The sequence below is a fragment of the Chelativorans sp. AA-79 genome, assembly GCF_029457495.1.
Lineage (GTDB): Bacteria > Pseudomonadota > Alphaproteobacteria > Rhizobiales > Rhizobiaceae > Chelativorans.
In genome coordinates, this window is the sequence record NZ_CP120361.1 from 1,890,190 (window position 1) to 1,909,490 (window position 19,301).

15 protein-coding genes and 1 riboswitch are annotated in these 19,301 nt (G+C 63.9%); of the genes, 5 read left to right on the forward strand and 10 right to left on the reverse strand.

Features of this window, described 5'->3' with window-relative positions:
* Positions 1–435 precede the first annotated feature (435 nt).
* The 7 genes from PVE73_RS09145 to PVE73_RS09175 all read right to left on the reverse strand — a co-directional run bounded on the left by PVE73_RS09145 (position 436) and on the right by PVE73_RS09175 (position 6,631).
* Positions 436–1,167: an ABC transporter ATP-binding protein gene (locus PVE73_RS09145; protein ID WP_277366635.1), complete on the reverse strand. Its 732-nt coding sequence runs from the start codon at positions 1,165–1,167 to the stop codon at positions 436–438.
* The gene (locus PVE73_RS09150) at positions 1,148–1,876 is read right to left on the reverse strand and encodes an ABC transporter ATP-binding protein (RefSeq protein WP_277366636.1); all 729 of its coding nucleotides are present in this window, start codon (positions 1,874–1,876) and stop codon (positions 1,148–1,150) included. The genes PVE73_RS09145 and PVE73_RS09150 overlap by 20 nt, the downstream gene beginning before the upstream one ends.
* Complete coding sequence (locus PVE73_RS09155; RefSeq protein ID WP_277366637.1) at positions 1,873–2,808, reverse strand: branched-chain amino acid ABC transporter permease; 936 nt, start codon at positions 2,806–2,808, stop codon at positions 1,873–1,875. Before PVE73_RS09155 ends, PVE73_RS09150 begins: the two co-directional genes overlap by 4 nt.
* Positions 2,805–3,683, reverse strand: coding sequence for a branched-chain amino acid ABC transporter permease (locus PVE73_RS09160; RefSeq protein ID WP_277366638.1), 879 nt, complete (start codon positions 3,681–3,683; stop codon positions 2,805–2,807). The genes PVE73_RS09155 and PVE73_RS09160 overlap by 4 nt, the downstream gene beginning before the upstream one ends.
* 64 nt (positions 3,684–3,747) lie before the next feature.
* Complete coding sequence (locus tag PVE73_RS09165; protein WP_277366639.1) at positions 3,748–5,013, reverse strand: amino acid ABC transporter substrate-binding protein; 1,266 nt, start codon at positions 5,011–5,013, stop codon at positions 3,748–3,750.
* A gap of 24 nt (positions 5,014–5,037) precedes the next feature.
* Entirely contained in the window at positions 5,038–5,727 is a 690-nt protein-coding gene (locus PVE73_RS09170; protein ID WP_277366640.1) for an SDR family oxidoreductase, read from the reverse strand.
* Between the two features lie 4 nt (positions 5,728–5,731).
* On the reverse strand, positions 5,732–6,631 hold the full coding sequence (locus PVE73_RS09175; RefSeq protein ID WP_277366641.1) for a cupin domain-containing protein: 900 nt from the start codon (positions 6,629–6,631) through the stop codon (positions 5,732–5,734).
* A gap of 106 nt (positions 6,632–6,737) precedes the next feature.
* Between PVE73_RS09175 and PVE73_RS09180 the strand changes: the two genes are divergently transcribed.
* The gene (locus tag PVE73_RS09180) at positions 6,738–7,433 is read left to right on the forward strand and encodes a cupin domain-containing protein (RefSeq protein WP_277366642.1); all 696 of its coding nucleotides are present in this window, start codon (positions 6,738–6,740) and stop codon (positions 7,431–7,433) included.
* Between the two features lie 108 nt (positions 7,434–7,541).
* Here the strand turns inward: PVE73_RS09180 and PVE73_RS09185 are convergent, their stop codons facing one another.
* The 3 genes from PVE73_RS09185 to PVE73_RS09195 all read right to left on the reverse strand — a co-directional run bounded on the left by PVE73_RS09185 (position 7,542) and on the right by PVE73_RS09195 (position 12,680).
* Entirely contained in the window at positions 7,542–8,624 is a 1,083-nt protein-coding gene (locus PVE73_RS09185) for a transporter substrate-binding domain-containing protein (RefSeq protein WP_277366643.1), read from the reverse strand.
* Positions 8,625–8,921: 297 nt separating this feature from the next.
* Positions 8,922–11,252, reverse strand: coding sequence for a 5-methyltetrahydropteroyltriglutamate--homocysteine S-methyltransferase (gene metE, locus PVE73_RS09190; protein ID WP_277366644.1), 2,331 nt, complete (start codon positions 11,250–11,252; stop codon positions 8,922–8,924).
* Between the two features lie 96 nt (positions 11,253–11,348).
* A riboswitch (cobalamin riboswitch) is annotated at positions 11,349–11,560 on the reverse strand.
* 112 nt (positions 11,561–11,672) lie between these two features.
* Positions 11,673–12,680, reverse strand: coding sequence for a LacI family DNA-binding transcriptional regulator (locus tag PVE73_RS09195; protein WP_277366645.1), 1,008 nt, complete (start codon positions 12,678–12,680; stop codon positions 11,673–11,675).
* A gap of 247 nt (positions 12,681–12,927) precedes the next feature.
* Here PVE73_RS09195 and PVE73_RS09200 point away from each other — a divergent pair, with 247 nt between their 5' ends.
* From PVE73_RS09200 to PVE73_RS09215, 4 genes are all read left to right on the forward strand, one after another.
* On the forward strand, positions 12,928–14,868 hold the full coding sequence (locus PVE73_RS09200) for an ABC transporter substrate-binding protein (protein WP_277366646.1): 1,941 nt from the start codon (positions 12,928–12,930) through the stop codon (positions 14,866–14,868).
* A 90-nt stretch (positions 14,869–14,958) separates the two neighbouring features.
* The gene (locus tag PVE73_RS09205; protein ID WP_277366647.1) at positions 14,959–17,067 is read left to right on the forward strand and encodes an alpha-amylase family protein; all 2,109 of its coding nucleotides are present in this window, start codon (positions 14,959–14,961) and stop codon (positions 17,065–17,067) included.
* 67 nt (positions 17,068–17,134) lie between these two features.
* The gene (locus PVE73_RS09210) at positions 17,135–18,121 is read left to right on the forward strand and encodes an ABC transporter permease (protein ID WP_277366648.1); all 987 of its coding nucleotides are present in this window, start codon (positions 17,135–17,137) and stop codon (positions 18,119–18,121) included.
* Positions 18,121–19,296, forward strand: a complete 1,176-nt coding sequence (locus PVE73_RS09215) for an ABC transporter permease (RefSeq protein WP_277366649.1) — start codon at positions 18,121–18,123, stop codon at positions 19,294–19,296. The genes PVE73_RS09210 and PVE73_RS09215 overlap by 1 nt, the downstream gene beginning before the upstream one ends.
* The last annotated feature ends 5 nt before the right edge of the window (positions 19,297–19,301 follow it).

Consider the following 19,301-nt stretch of genomic DNA (forward strand, 5'->3'; position numbering starts at 1 on the left):
ACAGGCCGGCGGTGCCGGGGCGGTGGGTGTGAGACGCCGTTTCCGGAAAAACGGATGCTGGGTGAGAGACGGCATCGCGGAAACCGCGGAGAAGCCGCCAGGGCTCTCCTTCGGCCCGGCAGAGACCACCCCCTTCATTGGGTGCAGCCGGGAAGGAGAAGGGTCCGAGTGATCGGCCGAGGTCGGGACAGACTCCGGCGGGGCGCATTGGGAGCGCCTTATTTAATTTTGTGGCGTGAACGGTGCGCCCCGCTTCCCAAACCAATCAATGGCCAGACGCGAAAGCGGGCGTGGCGACGGTGAGGCGCGTCCACATGGAAAAGGAAAGTGCGAACGATCGAGCGAAGGCATTGGGCGTCGGCCATGGAGATCGAGACCGGCACATTTCGCCGCCGCAGCGCGGACGGCACCGACAGGCGCGGCGACCCGACGCCGTCAACCCACCCCCAGCATCGCGCTGCGGATCTCTTCCTCGCCGGCCGGGTCGGCCTTCTGGTCGAACATGCGAATGATACGGCCGTGCGAGAGAATATAGGCGCGGGAGGCCACCTCGATCGCCTGGAAGAAGCTCTGCTCGGCCATCAGCACGGTCAGCCCGGTCTCCTCCTGCAGCTTGCGGATCGTGGCGATCACCTGCTCCACCATGATCGGCGCCAGCCCCACCGAGGGCTCGTCCACCACCATCAGCTTGGGCGAGGTCATCAGCGCGCGGGCGATCGCCAGCATCTGCTGCTGGCCGCCGCTCAAGGTCGCGGAGAGCTGCCTGCGCCGTTCCTTGAGGATGGGGAAGGTCGCGTAGCAGAAGTCCAGATTGTCCTTCACCGCCGCCCGCGCGCGCGGCGCGCTTCCGGCAAGCAGAAGATTCTGCTCCACCGACAGGTTGGGCGCGAGCCGCCGCCCCTCCGGCACATAGCCGATGCCCATGCCGACGATCTGGTGCGGCGGCTTGCCCGTGAGCTCGGTCCGCTCGCCATCCCATTCCAGCACGATGCGGCCCGTGCCGGGCCGCACGAAGCCGAGAATGCCGTTGAGCAGGGTGCTCTTTCCGTTGCCGTTCATGCCGAGTAGCGCCACCAGCTCCCCCTGGCGAACCTCCAGGCTGATGTCGCGCAGCACGGTGACGACGCCGTAGCCGGCACTCAGCCCTTCAACGAGCAGTCTGTTCACCGAAATACACCTTCTGCACCATCGGGCTTCTCACGATCGCCTCCGGCTTGCCTTCCGCGATGATCTGTCCGGTCTCCAGGCATATGACGCGCTCGGAATACTGCATCACCGCATGCATGATGTGCTCGATCATGATCACGGCCACGCCGGAGTTGTTGAGCCTGAAGAGCACGGTAAGGATTTCGTCGATCTCGCCCTCCGACAGTCCGGCCATGGCCTCGTCGGCGATCAGGATGTCGGGACTGGCCGCCAGCGCCCGCGCAAGCTCCAGTTTGCGCAGTTCGAGCTGCGAGAGCGATTCCGCGGGATCGTCGCGGCGCCGCGCGAGCCCGACCGCATCGAGCACGTCCGCGGCGCGCTGCAACTCGTCCCTGCCGGAGGCATCGCCATAGTCCATCGGCACGAGCAGGTTCTCGATCACCGTCATGCCGGTGAAGGGACGCGGAATCTGGAAGCTGCGCGAAAGGCCGAGCCGCGCGCGCCTGTAGGCGGGCATATGGGTGATGTCCCGGCCCTTGTAGCGTATCGATCCCGTATCCGGGGGGAAGAAGCCGCTGATGCAGTTGATCAGCGTCGTCTTGCCCGAGCCGTTCGGGCCGATGATGCCCAGCCGCTCGCCCGGCTCGAGGTCGAGATCGACCGGCCCCAACGCCTTGATGGCGCCGAAACTCTTGCCGACGCCGCGGACGGAAAGAAGCGCCTCGCTCATCGCGCCGCCCTCGAGAGCCTGAGCCCCAGAAGCCCTTCGGGCGCGGCGACCACGAAGGCGATCAGCACGATGCCGACGGCAAGGATGTTGAATTCGGAGGAGATCGTCACCGTCGCGATCTGCTGCACGCTCGCCAGCAGCACGGCGCCGATTACCGGCCCCTTCCAGTTGCGCGTGCCGCCGATCAGCGGCATGGCGAGCGCGTTGAGCCCGATCAGGAGACTGAAGGCGCTGACCGGGTCGAGATAGGAGGTATAGGTGGGGTAGGGCGCGCCGGCCGCCGCCATCACCCCGCCGCTCAAGGCGCAGGCGAGCAGCTTCAGCCTGAGCGTCGGCACACCGCAGCTTTCGGCCGCCGGCTCGCTCGCCCGGATGGCGCGCAGGCCGCGCCCGATCCAAGAAAGCTCCAGCCACCGCGCCAGCACCACCGCACCCGCGGCGAGCACCAGCATGACCCAGAAGACGAACTGGGTCTGGCCGCCGAACCAGGCCGGCGGCGGCGGCGCGATATGCGTCATGCCGGAGGCGCCGCCCAGATAGTCGGTGTTGTGAACGAGCGTCTCCAGCACGATCACCAGAGCCACCGTCGCGATGGCGAAATAGACGCCCTGGATGCGCAGGGTGAGATAGCCGGTCGCGATGCCGAGGAACATGCCGACGGCGGCAGCCCCAAGGATCTGGAAGGCGAGCGGCAGGCTGAGCGCCTTGAAGAGGAACGCGGCCGTATAGGCGCCGGCGCCGAAGAAGGCGGAGGCGCCGAAATTGGTGTAGCCGGCATAGCCGCCCAGGATGTTCCAGCCGGTGGCGATGACGACATATTGGAGGACGACATAGCCCGCGTAGAAATAATACGCATTGCCCACGAGGTTCGGCAGGAACAGGCCTGCCACCACCACAGCGACGGCGACGAGAGTGAAACGGGGAAGCCTCACCGCAAGCCTCCGAACAGGCCGGTTGGCTTCAGCGCCAGCGTGCCGAGCAGGATGGCGAAGGCCACGCCCGGCGCCCAGGAGGGACTGGCGAAGCTCATGACGAGCGATTCCGCCACGCCGATGATGATGCCCGCCAGCAGCGTGCCGGGGATGGTGCCCATGCCGGCAAGCACCACCACCGCGAAGACACGGCCGATATGGAAGCGGCCGGCGAAGGGGTCCACCGGCCCGGTGATGACGAGGGCCGCGCCGGCGATCACCGCAAGCGCGGTGGCGATGCCGAAGGCGTGCCGCTTGATCGCGGCCGGGTTCACGCCCGAGACGCTGAGGGCGCGCTCGTCATAGGCGACGGCGCGGATCGCAAGACCGGTGTTCGTCCGCCCGAGATAGAGCCAGAGCAGGAAGATCACCACCGGCGTGACTGCTGCCGGAATCAGGAACCGGTAGGGCAGGGTCACCATCCCCAGATGCAGGCTCTGTCCCACATAGCCGACGCCGACGGAGCGCAGGTCGGTGCCGTAGGCGACGACCAGCGCGATCTCCACCACCAGGGAAACGCCGAAGAAGAGCGTCAGGCTCTGCAGCGTGTTGCCGCCGCCCCTTATCTCGAAGGACCGGGCGTAGAACTCGTAGAAGGCGAGCCCGACAAAATAGAAGGGAACGCACCAGACGAGCCCCGCCAGTATGGGGTCCATGCCGTAACTGTTAGAGACCACCACCGCATAGGCTCCGGCGATCACGATCGCCGGGTGCGCGACATTGGGGATATGCAGGACGCCGAAGGTGATCGCCAGACCGAGCGCAAGCAAGGCGTAGATGCTGCCGAGCATGATGCCGGTCACCACGGCATTGAGGGCAAGGTCCAGAACGATCATAAGGCTCCGCTCAACGGGACGAGATGAATGGACGGCCCGCCGTCCCAGCGGGCCGTCCGCACGCTCATGCCTTGCGCGCTTCCATGAAGGGGATCAACTCTCCGCTCCTGTAGGCCTCGGGGTCGATGACGACCTCCTTGCCTGCCTGGCGGAACTGATCGAGGCCGCTCCCGTCCACATTCTGGAACTGGATCATGAGCACACGGCGCTCGGTCCAGTTGCCGATCTCGTCGAAGCTGATCTGGCCTACGACCGTGTCAACCGGGTTGGCGTGCAGCCAGTTCGATACCTCGGCCTGGTCGAGCGACCCCGTCGCGGTGACGGCCTTGGAGATGAGCTGGCCCGCCGCATAGCAGAAGGGCGGAATATAGAAGCCAAGCGGATCGACCTGGCGCTCTTCGGCAATGGGCCGGTATCTCTGCAGAAAGCTCTCGATGCCTTCGAATTCCAGAGTCGGCTCAGGCACATAGAGATGGAAGTTGACAATGCCGTTGAGCGCCGGCCCGAGGCTCTCCATGAGCGAGGCGTATTGCGGTCCCACCATGCCGCCGCCGAAGAGGCGCACGGTATCGCCGAGCCCGATTTCCTGGATGCCGCGCACGATGGCGGTCGAGTCCGCCGGATAGGAACAGACGAAGACCGCTTCCGGCCCGGCCGCCCGGATGTTGCGCAGGATGGCGGAGAAGTCGCGGTTGGTCGGGGGGTACATCTGGAAGTCGACGACCTCCATCCCGAACTGTTCCGACACCCTGCGCCCCCCTTCCGCCGCGGTCTTGGAGAACTCGGTGTCGGCCGCCAGGATCGCCATCTTCTTCACGCCGGTGCTGTTGGCGATGTCGAAAAAGCCGCGTGCCCAGTCCGTGGCGCCGTCCGGTCCCCAGGGGGCCGCCTGGAAGAACTTGTCGTGCTTGAGCTGGTCGTTGCTCGCCAGCGTGAGGATGCCGATGATGAAACGGTCCCGCTGCTTGGCGAAGGGCATGATGGTCGCGGTCAGGTTCGCACCATAGGGCGTGAACAGGAAATCGACCTGGTCGACGTCCACCAGCTTGGAATAGATGGCCGGTACGTTGGAAGGCGCGCTCTGGTCGTCATAGACGATCAGCTCCACCTGGCGCCCCAGGAGCCCGCCGGCGGCGTTGACGTCGTCGCGCCACAGCTCGTAGCCGATCACCATATTCTTTGTGCCGGACAGCGGCCCTGTCAGCGACGCGCTGCAGCCGACACGGATCGGCCGGTCCTGCGCCCGACCCTTCGTCCAGACGGCCGGTGCCGCGAGGCCAAGCGAGGCGGCGGCGCCGAGCCTCGTGAACTCTCTCCTCGAAATCCTCATGTTCTCCTCCCACTTTCTTGCCGCTCAGGTGAGCAGCCATCCGTTGTCGACGTTCAGGTTCACTCCGTTGATCGATTGGTTGTCGAGCAGGAACAGCGCCGCGCCGGAAACGTCCTGCATGGTGGCGAGCCGCTTGGTCGGCGTGCGGGCGACGACGTGATCGAGGTTCTTGTCGGACCAGGCCGGGCTGTCGCCGATGATGCCGGGATGGATGGCGTTCACACGTATCGGCGCCAACTCGACGGCCAGCGTATGCACCATGGTCGTCACGCCGCCATTCACCGTTGTCACGGTGGTGGAACCGGGATAGGGGCGTTCCTTGGCGAGGCCGCCGAAAAGCACGATGGAGGCGTTCGGCTCCAGTTTGGGCAGAAGTGTGTGGATCGTCTCGGTGTAGCCGACGAGTTTGAGCGTGACGAGGTTGATCGCCCGGTCGACATCGTATTCGCGCACGGAATTCGCATCCCGCAGGATCGCCGTGATGACCACATGGCGCAGCGAGGGCATGTCGGCGAGCGCGGCCGCGATCCCCCGGGGTTGTGAAAGGTCGACCGCAAGCCCTCGTGTGCCGTGTCCCAGTTCGGCGGCGATGGTTTCGGCACGCGTCCGGTCGCGGCCGGTGATGACGACCTTGTCGCCGCGCGCGATGAGCCGGCGCGCGATATCGAGGCCGATCCCCTGGGTGCCACCCACGATGATCGCGTTGTCCGCCATGCCCTCAGCCCTCCCTGATTTTATTTTCCAGATAGTCCCAATCGCGGTTGAAGCGGTAGGAGTGCCGCGCGGGCGGCTGCGGCGACTGGGTCTCCAGCCAGCGCACCGTGCCGTTGCTCCTGTTCGCGAAGGAATGGATGCAGCCGACGCCGGTCCACAGCACGTCGCCCGTCTTCAGAAGATATTCCTCGCCGTCCGCGGTGGCCTCGACCTCGCCTTCCAGGAACACATAGGCCTCCTCCAGCGGATGGTCGTGCAGGTGGGCCACGCCGCCCGGCTGGTACTCCACCATGAACATGGTGCCGAGGGCGGCGGAGAGGCGCTGGTCCACCAGCATCTTCACGGCGATGCCGCTATAGGCGAGCAGGGCCGTCGCCATGCTGGCCGAAACGGTGGGTGCATCCACCCGTGCGCCGGCCTTGAGCTTGTCGAGCGTGATGTCGTCCTCCGACATGCGGAAGAAATGGCGCGTGCGCGGATCGCGTATATCGAGCGGCTCGACCGGAACGCCCTTCGGCGCGCCGAGGAAGAAGATGTCGCTCGGGCCTTGTCCCTCACGCGGGATCGGCGTCATCAGGTCGATCCACCTGGCAATGCCGGCCTCCGGCCCGATCCAGGCATGCGGCGTGCCCACGGGGATGACCCCACAGGCACCGGGCATCAAAGGGTATCCGCGATCCTCCAGCACGAGCGTCGGCGCGCCCTCGGTGATATAGAACTGCTCCTCGAAGGACTGGACATGACGGTCGATATGCCCTCCGGCATCGAGCTCGCAAAGACCGAGGCCGGTATGAACCGCACCGACTGCGCGATCGATGACGGAGCAGCGCTTGTAACGATTGCTGTGTCCCGAATAGGCGGGGGCGAGCTTGATATCGGCCGCGCGCGCGACGTAATGGACCATATGGCACCTTCCGCCGAAGCAGTGTTTAGTAACAATGAACTTGTTTCATGAACATTAACGAACTAGGTGTCAAGTGTCCGACACCGGAGAGGCAGAATCCAATCAGATGACGAATGACTTTGCGCCCGAGCAGTCCCGTTCCGGCACCTCGCCCGAGGAGGGCCGCGCCGGCGAGGACGCTAACCAGCTTGATCTTCATGCGGTCGGCAACCGCCTCCGGATCGAGAGGGACCGCAGAAACATCAGCCTGCGCGAGCTGGCGCGCAGGATCAGCGTTTCTCCCAGCCTGATCTCGCAAGTCGAACGCGGCTTGGTGATGCCTTCGGTGAGCACGCTCTGGTCCCTGGCCACGGAGCTTGGCCTGACGATCGACGAGCTGTTTAGTGTTTCTGAACGACCGGCGTCGTCCGAGCGGAAGGCCGGTGAGGAATCACGAGGCAGCCCGGTCCAGCGCAGCCACGATCGCAAGAGCATCCGCCTGTCGGGCGGTGTCGTCTGGGAGCGGCTGACGGCCAATCCGGACGAGGAGGTGGAATTCCTTCATGTCGTCTATGAGCCGGGTGCCGAATCCTGCCCCGCCGACTCGCTCTTCCGGCACGGGGGCAAGGAATATGCGTATGTGATCTCGGGGCGGCTCGGGCTGCAGATCGGCTTCGAGAAGTACGAGCTCGGACCGGGAGATTCGGTCTCCTTCAGTGCGCAGACGCCGCACCGGCTTTGGGCAATCGGCGACGAACCGGCGATTGCGATCTGGGCGGTAATCAACCGAACCAACGATAGGAGGGCAGCCTTCGCGGACTGACGGCGAACGGCCGGCCGGCGGCACCTTTTTCCGGCGCGTGCTGTTCGAACGCAAGGAAGCGGACAGGCCGAAGATGGTCGGCTGCAATCGCTCGAGCGGACACCCGTATCACGAATCGTCACCGAAATACTTTGTCCGCAAATCCTGAATCTCATCCTGCTCGTGCGATCTCAGAATCTCGATGGTGAGCGGACGCACAAGGTCGCTGTTCCGCGGCAGGCCGAATGCATATTTGTCCGGCTCGAATATGCGGCCGACCACGTCGAGAGGCAGGTCCGGATGTGTCTTGGCGTAGTACTCGATAACGCCCGTATCCTCGATAACGGCAGCAATCCTGCCGCGCAGGAGAGCCTCGGCGGCCTCGTCGATCTGAAGAAAGGCCTGATATCTCAGCCCGGCTTCGCGTGCGAAGTCCTCGCTCACGCTCCCTTCCAGTACGCCGACCGTCTTTCCCGCCAGATCGTCGACGCCGTGAATCTGGTTGGTGAGCGAGAGTGTCGTCATCACGCTCGTCACGGTCGACGTGACATAGGCGATCAAGGCGATGCCGGCGAAAAGCCAGATGCCTTGGAAGATGCGGCCGATCCAACCGAAGAAATTCCGGCCCGGCGCCATTCTTCCCGATGTTGCGATCACCATGACGTTGTAGAAGCTTTCAGCAAATCCGTCCCGCCACCGCGTCGGAAAATCGCTGTCGAAGCGGCGATAAAAGAGCGTCATCAGTACGGTGGCGGCAAGGATGATAAGGCCGATCCATGCGTATGCCCGCAGAAAACCGCTATCGCGCAGTCCTGCAAAGACCGCCTGGAAACCGGTTCCCCGATCGGAGTTTGTAAGGATGCGCAGCCCGCCATCAAACCAGGGTTGGGTGAAATCGATGCGCCGGGCCCGGTTTTCCGTCACGGTCAGGTTCGTGACCGCTACGTCGACTTCTCCTGCGGCCGCGGCGGCCACAAGATCGCGTACCGTATCGTATCCCTCATATTCCCACGCGAGCCCGAGGCGAGGTGCCAGCGCTTCCCAAAGCTCCACCGCAAGCCCGGTAAAACCGTCGTCCGTCCTCATCACGAAGGGAGGGCTGACCCGGACCCCCACGGTGACGGCCCGTCCTGCCGCAGCAGATGGGGGACTGCTTTCCTGTGCACCGGCCTGCCCGAGGACGCCCGCCAGCATCGTGACGGAAATCAGCAACGGGATCCAGTAAGCTTTGGTGAACGAGATTCGACAATTCATTGCTGCAGTAATCGATTCGAACGAAAAAGGCTCTTTCTCATAGTTTGCAAGAAAGTGATCGATCAGCCAGAGGAAAATGAAATATCGGTCGTTTTGAAAATATATTGAAAGCGCAAGTCTATAGTTCGATGGCTGCATTCCATCCCTGATGGTGCGTTCTTGATCCGTCCAACGACTCTCATGCGAGCGCGATTGAGACGGGATATGGCGAACTAGCAGGCGGCGGCCCCGGCCGTGGCGCCGGGGCCTGTTCAATCAGGCTGCTACCCGCAACTGCTTCGCTGCGGCCACCATATTGACCAGGGCGGGGCGGACCTCTTCCCATTTGCGAGTCTTGAGCCCGCAGTCAGGGTTGATCCAGAGCTGGGCATCGGACAGGCGTTCGCGGGCAAGCTTGACGAGGTGCACCATCTCCTCCGCCTCCGGCACGCGCGGTGAGTGGATGTCGTAGACGCCCGGGCCGATCTCGTTGGGGTATTTGTAGTTCCGGAACGCATCGAGAAGCTCCATCTTCGAGCGCGAGGTCTCGATGGAGATGACGTCGGCATCCATCGCGGCGATGGCGTCTATGATGTCGTTGAACTCCGAATAGCACATATGGGTGTGGATCTGGGTGGCGTCGTCCACGCCCGAGGAGGCGAGCCGGAAGCTCTCGACCGCCCAGTCGAGATAGGTCTTCCAGTCGGACCGGCGGAGCGGCAGGCCCTCGCGAAGGGCGGCCTCGTCGATCTGGATCATCGTCGCGCCGGCTTCTTCGAGGTCCAGGACTTCGTCGCGTATGGCGAGCGCGATCTGGCGGCAGGTCTGGCTGCGGGGAATGTCGTTGCGCACGAAGGACCAGTTGAGGATGGTCACCGGGCCGGTGAGCATGCCTTTCACGGGTCTGCCGGTCAGCGATTGGGCATACCGCCACCACGAGACCGTCATGGGACGCGACCGTGACACATCCCCATAGATGATCGGCGGGCGGACATAGCGCGAGCCGTAGCTCTGCACCCATGCATGTTTGGTGAAGGCGAAGCCCGAAAGCTGCTCGCCGAAATACTGCACCATGTCGTTGCGCTCGAACTCACCATGGACCAGCACGTCCAGGCCGACCTCCTCCTGCCAGCGGATGGCGGCTTCGGTCTCCTTCTTCAGGAAGGCTTCGTAATCGGTCTGGCTCAGTTCGCCCTTCGCATGGGCCGCGCGCGCTTTGCGCACCTCCATCGTCTGCGGGAAGGAGCCGATGGTTGTCGTCGGGAACGGCGGCAGGCCGAGCTTGCTCTCCTGCAGTTTGCGGCGCTCCAGGAATGCGCTCCGGCGCCGTGTCATGGCGTCACGGATACCGGCGGTGCGGGCTTCCACCTGGGGATCGTGCACCTTGGGCGATGCGGCGCGTGCCGCGGCGGCTTCGGCCGATGCCTTCAGCTCGGCATGCACCGCGTCCCTGCCTCCCGACAGTGCGCGGGAGAGCACGACAAGCTCGTCCATCTTCTGCACCGAGAAAGCGAGCCAGGATTTTACGTCCGCATCGAGTGCGGTTTCGAGCTCCAGGTCGATCGGCACGTGCAGCAGCGAGCACGACGGCGCCACCTCGATATGCTCCGACGGCCGATCCGCCACCGCCGGTCCGAGCCGGTCGAGGATCGAGGGCAGGTCGGCGCGCCAGACATTGCGCCCGTCGATCACGCCGAGCGACAGCACGAGATCCTCGCGCGCCAGGCTTGCGACCGGCTCGAGCTGTTGCGGTGCGCGCACGAGATCGACATGCAGCCCCGCGACCGGCAGCGAGAGCGCGGTCTCGAGATTGTCGCCCAGCGCGCCGAAATAGGTCGCGAGCATAACCTTCAAGTCCGGTGCGGCTGCGGCAAGCTTGTCATAGGCGAATTTGAACGCGTCGCGTTCGTTGGGAACGAGGTCGAGCACGAGGGCCGGCTCATCGATTTGCACCCAATCGACACCTGCCGCCGCCAGCTCGCGCAGGAGTTCCTGATAGACGGGCAACAGCTTCGGCAGAAGCGAGATCGGGTTGAACCCTTCGGCATGCGATTTCGCAACCTTGAGGAACGTGACGGGACCGAGGATCACGGGCCTTGTATGGACCCCGATCTCCTTCGCTTCGAGGAAATGGTCGATCGGCTTGGTCGACGACAGAGCGAAAACCTGATCGTCCGAAAGTTCCGGGACCATGTAGTGGTAGTTGGTGTCGAACCACTTCGTCATTTCCAGAGCGGTCACGCCGTGTTCGTGGCCGGGATGACCGCATCCCGAGGCGGCTCCATCCTGGCTGCCGCGTGCCATGGCGAAGTAGGTGTCCAAGGGCACCTCGCCGCCCGTCCAGCCATAGGCCGCCGGGACAGCCCCGACCATGACGGCCGTGTCGAGCACATGATCGTAGAGGGAAAAGTCGTTGGACGGGATTATCGTGACGCCGCGGTCTCGCTGCTCGGTCCAGTTGGCTCTGCGCAGGGCCTTTGCCGTTTGCAGCAGATGCTCGGCGGGCGACTTGCCGGACCAGTAGGATTCGAGTGCGAATTTCAGTTCACGGCGGCGGCCTATGCGCGGCACACCGATCGTTGCAACGGATACTGTGGATCGAGTCATGACTTTACCCCAGATGTTGGGGGCATGGGGCAGCGGACGCCTGCAAGAAAGGCCGTGGCAGCGGCCATTGCTGCGACACACCGGGACACCCCGCCCGTGGACGATATCTGCCATGGCAGGTCTCCTGGCTCGCGGGTTGTCGCCTCAATCCGTCTTCCCGGGGCAAATGCCTCAGTGACATGAATGGACATCGGCTCGCCGCATACAGTTGCGGGGGCAGCTCCGGCCTTGCATTTGCGCACCGGCTTCCCTCTTAGCTCCAGCCCGTCGCGGGTGACGGCCGGAGAACCATGACGACCCCACTCTCGGACGAAAAGGGACAAATGTCAATAAGACATAAAGAGATGTTTATATCTTTACGTCAGTATATGCGTCCCCCAGGTCGATCGCCGCCCGTGACGGCATCGGTGACAGCCGCTGCTACAAGGCCGATGCCACGGAAGCTTCGGACATCTTTCTCGGGCCGCAGGAGGCGCGCTCGACGATGCGGTTGGCAATATGCATGCGTACGGCGGTGTCGGGCGGAATGCGGCCGTTGATCCGGTCGTCGAGCAGGCGTACGGAGGCCGCCCCTATCTGATGACCGTAGACCTTGACGGTCGTCAGTTGCGGCGAAATCTGCGTGGCGGCGGAATAGTCGCCGAAACCCACCACGGATGCATCCTCCGGTATGCGGTAGCCCAGACGCAGAAGCTCCGAGACGACGGTCAGCGCCAGCCCATCATGGGCGCAGAAGAAGGCGGTCGGACGGAAGCCCGCCGCGTGGACGGCGAGCAGATGCTCGGTAAACCGCATCTCCGCGTGGAACTTCATCTCGCGGAACTCGACATCGCTATGCTTCTCCAGGACTTCCCGCACGCCGTAAAAGCGTTCGATGCGCCCGCGGTAGCCCGGCGCCCCGTGCACATAGGCGATCGAGCGATGGCCGAGCGCCAGCAAATAATTGGCGACGGCGGCCCCGCCCTCATGGTCCGTGCCGCCGACATGGTCGGCTTGTTCGAGCGGATCGAGCCAACCCTGCCGTACGATCGGCTTGCCCTGTGCGTAGGCGCGGGCGAGGCTCTCAGGGCTGTGCGGGCCCACGAGGACGGCGCCGCTGCAGGCGCGCACGGCTGCCTCGATCTCTTCAGGCTGGTGCGTCCAGCGCATGTTGAGGCGATAGCCGAGCCTTTCCGCCTCCGATTGGGCGCCGTTCTGGATCAGGAGATGCAGTTCGCTGTTGATGAGATCCGTGTCGTGGAAGATCACGCCGAGGGTGAGCTGCTCCGGCTCGGCGTCTGCGCGGCTATAGCCGAGCTGCGCTGCCGCCTCCCTCACGCGGCGGCGCGTTTCCTCCGAAACGCCGTCCTTGCCCGAGAGCGAGCGCGAAACCGCGAATTTGGAAAGCCCGGTGTGCTGGGCGATCGTTGCGAGAGTGACTTTTGCCATCGGCTATCCGTTTCAAGGCTCATATTGCGGCGCATAACGTAACCTAAAGCGTTTTGCGCTTTATTCACCGTAAAATAAGCGCCCACAACCGATTTTCACAGTCTTCCAGCACTTGAGCGCTTCTGCGGCGAATTCGGGCTGTTCTTTTGTGGAACATAACGCTTTACCTAACAAAGAAGTTTATGCAAGCCTTCGTTTTGGCTAACGGTTGATCAAAAACGACCTGGCCGAGGAGGAGGAAATCGAAATGGTGAGACTGAGCCGCAGGGCGTTCATCGCCGCCAGTTCCGCTTTGGCCGGAACCCTGGCATTGCCCAAATTCGTCAATGCCGCCGATATCAAGGAAGCGGATTTCCTGAAGGACAGGGTGGAGAGCGGCACGCTGCCGCCTGTCGCCGAGCGTCTGCCGGAAAACCCGCTGGTGATCACGCCTTTCGAGCGTGCGGGCGGACAGGGTGGCGACTGGAAGCACGCGCTGGTTGGCGGCGGCTCGCTCTCAATGCTCGTGCGCTATCAGGGCTATGAACCGCTCGTCCGCTTCGATCCGGAGTGGTCCGGACTTATCGAGAACACGGCCGAGTCCTGGGAAGTGAATGCGGAGGCGACGGAATACACGTTCCGCCTGCGCAAAGGTCACAAATGGTCGGACGGGCATCCCTTCACAACCGAGGATGTGCAGTTCTGGTACGACGCCTATTTCAACGACGAGGAAACCAATCTCGGCGGCAACACCTGGTGGTATGCCGGCGGCAAGCCGGCCCGTGTCGAGATCGTCGACGAGACCACCTTCAAGGTCGTCTTCCCATCGCCGAACGGCTTCTTCGTGCAGAATCTCGCCTGGGCCCAGCAGGATCAGCTCACCCGCATGCCCAAGCACTATCTGCAGCAGTTCCACATCCGCTACAATCCGGATGCCGACAAGCTCGCCAAGGAACGGGGGCTGGAAAGCTGGATCGCGCTGTTCCAGCGCGAGGTGGGCTTTGCGGACGACAACACGTTTTTCCAGAACCCGCAACGGCCGACGCTGAACGCGTGGGCTTTCGATCTGGAAGGCGGCATCGCGCCAGGGCAGAACACGGAGCAGGCGGTCGCGGTCCGCAATCCCTATTACTTCAAGGTCGATCCGGGAGGCATGCAGCTGCCCTATTTCGACCGCGTCGTCTACCAGATGGTGGCCGATCCGGAGGTCCTGCTGCTCAAGACGCTGCAGGGCGAGATCGACATGATGGACCAGTACATCGCCACGCCCGCCAACAAGCCTGTGCTGTTCGACGGGCAGGAGGCGGGCGGCTACGGCTTCTACACGCTCAAGGAGACCGCCGCCAATGTGATGGTCTTCCAGCTCAACCTGAACCACACCGATCCGGTCAAGAACAAGCTGTTCAACACGAAGGCGTTCCGCCAGGCGCTGTCGCTTGCCGTCGACCGGCAGGCCTTGATCGATGCCGTCTTCGTGGGGCAGGGCGAGCCCGCGCAGGCCTCGATCCGGCCTGACGATCCGCTCTATGTGGAGCGGCTGGCCAAGGACTTCACCCAATACGACCCGGACACCGCCAATGCGATGCTGGACGAGATCATCCCCGAGAAGGATGGCGAGGGATACCGGCTTGACGAGAGCGCACGGCGCTTGTCCATCATCTTCGAGATCGACCAGACGCGCACCACCTTCCTCGACATGTTCCAGCTCGCCGTGCCCATGTTCCAGGCGGTGGGCGTTGACGCGCAGGTGAGGAGCATGGACCGGTCGCTCTGGGAGACGCGCGTGCGCCGCGGTCGCGACTTCGATGCGACGGCGCATCAGTTCGGCGCCAATAGCGGTATCGCGGCGATGCTGGATCCGCGCTATTTCGTGCCGTTCTCGACCAACTCGCTCTACGCGCCGGGCTGGTCTCTCTATTATCTCGACCCGGAAAATCCGGACGCGATCGAACCGCCCGCGGAGGTGAAGGCGCAGCAGGATCTCTACAAGAAGCTGCTCGCCACGGCTGGCCCGGAACAGCAGAACGCATTGATGAAGCAGATTCTGGAAAATGCGGCGGACCTGTTCTTGACGTTCGGGGTCAGCCTTCCGCCGGACGGCTACGGCGTCGTGAAGAACGACATGATGAACGTGCTGAAGACCATGCCGAATTCATTCGGCTGGCCGACGCCCGCGCCCGCCAGGCCGGAGCAGTTCTTCAAGGCCTAAAGGGCTCTTGAACGCCTGAAAAACATAAAGCGCCGGCCCCGGCTGCGGGCCGGCGATGGGACCTCGTTTGTCGGAAAACAGAGAGAAAAGATGCTGCAAACCAACGCGCAATCCACGGACAATCTCAGGACCGCCGATTGGTACAGGTCGGCGACGCGCTGGACGCAGCTTACGCTGGCAGAGGACGATCCCATCCGTTTCGATCCCGAATTCTGGATCGATCTCTTCAAGCGATCCAAGTCGAACGCGACCTGCCTGAGCGCCGGCGGCTACATCGCCTACTATCCCTCCAAGGTGCCGCTCCACTATGTGAGCAAATATCTGGGCGACACCGATCCCTTCGGCCGACTGGTGGAGGGGGCGCGGCGCCTCGGCATGCATGTGATGGCGCGCGTGGACCCGCATGCGGTCCACCAGGATGCCGCCGATGCGCATCCCGAATGGATCGCCGTCGACAAGGATGGCAACAAGCGCCGGCACTGGGCCTATCCGAGCGTGTGGATCACCTGCGCCTACAGCGACTACAATTTCAAATTCATGCCGCGGGTGCTGGAGGAGATCACCCGCGACTACGATATCGACGCGATCTTCGCCAATCGCTGGCAGGGGCACGGGGTCTGCTATTGCGAGACCTGCCGGAGGAATTTCCGCGACGCCTCGGGCTACGACCTGCCTCTCACCGCCAATCCCGAGGACCCGGCCTGGATGGCCTGGGCCGCCTGGCGGCGCACGGTGCTGAGCCGGCTCGTGGTCGAGTGGGACGAGGTGATGAAGGCGGTCAAGCCGAACAGCAGCTTCATCCCCAATATGGGCAGCGTGTCGCTCACGGAATTCGACCTGAAGCTGATCGAGAAGCACTGCCCATTCCTCGTGGTGGACGACCAGGGCCGGCGCGGCACGGAGCCCATCTGGATGTCAGGCCGCAACGGCAAGCGCATGCGCGCCACCTTCCGCGAGCGGCCGGCGATCCTCATCACCTCGATCGGGCCGGAGGAGAAGCACCGCTGGAAAGATTCCGTTACCACCGGGCCGGAGATACAATCCTGGGTGCTCGATGGCGCGGTGCAGGGCATGCTGCCCTGGTTCACCAAGTTCAACGGCGTGGTACCCGACAGGCGCTGGGTGGAACCCATCGTGGAAAGCTTCGGCCTGCATGCCGTGCTGGAGCCGGTCTTCGCCGCGACGACGCCGACGGCGGAGATCGCCATCCTTGATCCGGCGACCACGCTGCGTCACCACGGGCAGGAGACACGCAAGGAGGCGGAGGCCGACGATCTCGGCTTCTACCAGGCGCTGGTGGAGGCGAAGCTTCCCTTCGAAATGCTGTCCGACCAGGCGATGACGCCGGAGCAGCTCGACCGCTTCAAGGTCGTAATCCTCGCCAACTCGACCTGCCTGTCGGACGCGCAATGCGCCATGCTCGAAGCCTATGTGGCACGCGGCGGCAGCGTGGTGGCGGCCTACGAGACCTCGACACGCGACGAGGACAACCGCCCGCGCGAGACGCTGGCGCTTGGCGATCTTCTCGGCGTGAGGATGACGAGCCCCGCGCGCGGGCCGGTCCAGAACACCTATGTGGCGGTCAATGGCGATCATCCGATCGCGGGCGGCTACGAGGGGGCGGAGCGCATCATCGGCGGCACGCATCTGATCGCCGTCGAGGCGGCGGCGGATACGGAGGCGCCGTTCCTTTACGTGCCCGACTTCCCGGACCTGCCGATGGAGGAGGTCTATCCGCGCGAGGCGCCCAAGGGAGCCGCGGTCGTGGCGCGCCGGCACGAGGGCGGAGGGCGCACCGTCTACGTTCCCTGGAACATCGGCCGCATCTTCTGGGAGGTGCTGGCCGCCGACCATCAGCGGCTCATCGAGAACGCCGTGCGCTGGGCGCTGGGCAAGCGGCCCGATGTGGAGGTGGCGGGAAAGGCGGTGCTGGACATCGCCGTCCGCGAAGGCAAGGATGAACTCGCGGTGGCGATGCAGAACCTCTCCAACCCGATGATGATGAAGGGGCCGACGCGGGAGATCTATCCCGTGGGCCCACAGGATGTCTCGGTGGCGGTCCCCGAGGGCCGCTCCTTCGCGGGCGCGCGGCTCGTCGTGGCCGGCACGAAGGCGGATGCGCGGGTGGAGGACGGGCGGGTGACCGCGAGGGTGCCCGGCATCGATCTGGTCGAGGTGGTCCACATCACCTGGGCCTGAGGGAAGGACTTTTGATTGGCCGCATGATCCTGTCCGGGATCATGCTCCAGGGAGGAGGCAGCGCAAGATGCTGCGCTACGTCATCAAGCGTCTGATCTATATGATCCCGACTCTGTTCGGCATGTCGATCATCGCGTTTCTCATCATCCAGCTTCCGCCGGGCGATTATCTCACTTCGATGATCGCGATGATGACGGACTCCGGCCAGAACGTGGACCCTGGGCAGGTGGCGCGGCTGCGCGAAATCTACGGCTTCGATGACCCGATCTGGCTGCAGTACTGGAAGTGGATGAGCGGCATCCTCTTGCGCGGCGACTTCGGCTATTCCTTCGAGTGGAACCGGCCTGTGGCCGACCTCATCTGGGAGCGGATGGGCTCGACGCTCGCGATTTCAATTGTCTCGCTCATCTTCGTCTGGGCCGTCTCGCTGCCGATCGGCATCTATTCGGCCATGCGCCGGCATTCTTTCGGCGACTATGCCTTCACGTTCCTCGGCTTCATCGGGCTGGCGGTGCCGAATTTCATTCTGGCGCTCACGCTGATGTACGTCTCCTACAAATTTCTCGGCCAGAGCGTGGGCGGGCTCTATTCGCCCGAATATATCGATGCCCCATGGTCCTGGGCAAAATTCCTCGACCTTCTCTCCCATCTCTGGATTCCGGTGATCGTGATCGGAACCAGCGGCACGGCGGCGCTGATCCGCATCCTGCGCGCCAACTTAAGCGACGAGCTCAACAAGCCCTATGTGATCACCGCCAAGGCAAAAGGCCTGCCCGAATACAAGGTGGTGGTGAAATATCCCGTCCGGATCGCGCTCAACCCGTTCGTGTCGGCCATCGGCTGGGTGCTGCCGGAACTGATCTCGGGCGTCACCATCACGGCGATCGTGCTCAACCTGCCGACGGCCGGGCCGCTGCTTCTGAGGGCGCTGATCTCGCAGGACATGTATCTCGCCGGCAGCTTCATTCTGCTCATGGGCGTGCTGACCCTGGTGGGCATGCTCGTCTCCGACATCCTGCTCGCCCTGCTTGACCCAAGGATCCGGTTCACCTGATGAGCACGCACATCTTCCTCGAGGGGCCGGCGGAGACCGGACCGGCCATCAGCCCGCTGAAGCCTGGAGCGGAGGTGGGAGAAATCGCCGCGGCCGGGCAGTGGACGCTGATCTGGCGGAAGTTCACCCGCAACAAGGTGGCGGTCGCCTCCGGCATCATCATCCTGATGCTCTACCTCATCGGCGCCTTTGCGGAATTCCTGGCACCGGCGCTGCCCAACGCGGCGCGGCCGCAATTCACCAATGCGCCGCCGCAGGAAATGAGGCTCTTCGTGACGGAGCCCGACGGCGGCTCGCGCTTCATGCCGCATGTCACCGGCTATTCCATGCAGGTCGATCAGGCCTCGCTCCGCCGCAGCTATGTGGTGGACGAGACGAAGGTCGTGCCCATCGGCTTCTTCGTGAGGGGACCGGCCTATCGCATGTGGGGCCTCATTCCCATGGACCGGCATCTGCTTGGGCCGATCCGGCCGGGCGACACCATGCATCTGCTGGGCACCGACAAGCTCGGCCGCGACCTGCTCAGCCGGCTCATCTATGGCACGCGCGTCTCCATGTCGATCGGGCTGGTCGGCGTCTGCATCAGCCTTCTCCTCGGCGTGACGCTCGGCAGTCTCTCGGGCTTTTATGGTGGCGCGGTGGACATGGTGATCCAGCGCATCATCGAGGTCATCAGCTCGATGCCGACAATCCCGCTCTGGCTGGGGCTGGCGGCGGCGATCCCGCTCACCTGGTCGCCCCTGCAGGTTTATTTCGTCATCACGCTGATCGTCTCGCTCTTCGGCTGGACAGGGCTCGCGCGCGAGGTGCGCGGACGCTTCTATGCGTTGAGGAGCGAGGACTTCGTAACCGCCGCGAGGCTCGACGGGTCGGGTGAGCGCCGGCTGATCTTCCGGCATATCCTCCCTTCGCTCACCAGCCACATCCTCGCGGTGGTGACACTCGCCGTCCCCACCATGATCGTGGCGGAGACGGCGCTTTCCTTCCTCGGCATCGGGCTCAAGCCGCCGGTGGTCTCCTGGGGCGTGCTTTTGCAGGAAGCGCAGAACGTTCGCACAATCGCCACTGCCCCATGGCTGCTCGTCTGGCCGGCGGGTGCGGTGGTGCTGACGGTGCTCGCCTTCAACTTCCTCGGCGACGGCCTGCGCGATGCGGCCGACCCCTATGATTCATAAGGGAG

Coding starts and splice junctions, on each gene's coding strand:
- PVE73_RS09150 (WP_277366636.1), bottom strand. CDS start 1,876: ATGAGCGAGGCGCTTCTTTCCGTCCGCGGCGTCGGCAAGAGTTTCGGC.
- PVE73_RS09160 (WP_277366638.1), bottom strand. CDS start 3,683: ATGATCGTTCTGGACCTTGCCCTCAATGCCGTGGTGACCGGCATCATG.
- PVE73_RS09165 (WP_277366639.1), bottom strand. CDS start 5,013: ATGAGGATTTCGAGGAGAGAGTTCACGAGGCTCGGCGCCGCCGCCTCG.
- PVE73_RS09170 (WP_277366640.1), bottom strand. CDS start 5,727: ATGGCGGACAACGCGATCATCGTGGGTGGCACCCAGGGGATCGGCCTC.
- PVE73_RS09175 (WP_277366641.1), bottom strand. CDS start 6,631: ATGGTCCATTACGTCGCGCGCGCGGCCGATATCAAGCTCGCCCCCGCC.
- PVE73_RS09180 (WP_277366642.1), top strand. CDS start 6,738: ATGACGAATGACTTTGCGCCCGAGCAGTCCCGTTCCGGCACCTCGCCC.
- metE (WP_277366644.1), bottom strand. CDS start 11,252: ATGACTCGATCCACAGTATCCGTTGCAACGATCGGTGTGCCGCGCATA.
- PVE73_RS09195 (WP_277366645.1), bottom strand. CDS start 12,680: ATGGCAAAAGTCACTCTCGCAACGATCGCCCAGCACACCGGGCTTTCC.
- PVE73_RS09200 (WP_277366646.1), top strand. CDS start 12,928: ATGGTGAGACTGAGCCGCAGGGCGTTCATCGCCGCCAGTTCCGCTTTG.
- PVE73_RS09205 (WP_277366647.1), top strand. CDS start 14,959: ATGCTGCAAACCAACGCGCAATCCACGGACAATCTCAGGACCGCCGAT.
- PVE73_RS09210 (WP_277366648.1), top strand. CDS start 17,135: ATGCTGCGCTACGTCATCAAGCGTCTGATCTATATGATCCCGACTCTG.
- PVE73_RS09215 (WP_277366649.1), top strand. CDS start 18,121: ATGAGCACGCACATCTTCCTCGAGGGGCCGGCGGAGACCGGACCGGCC.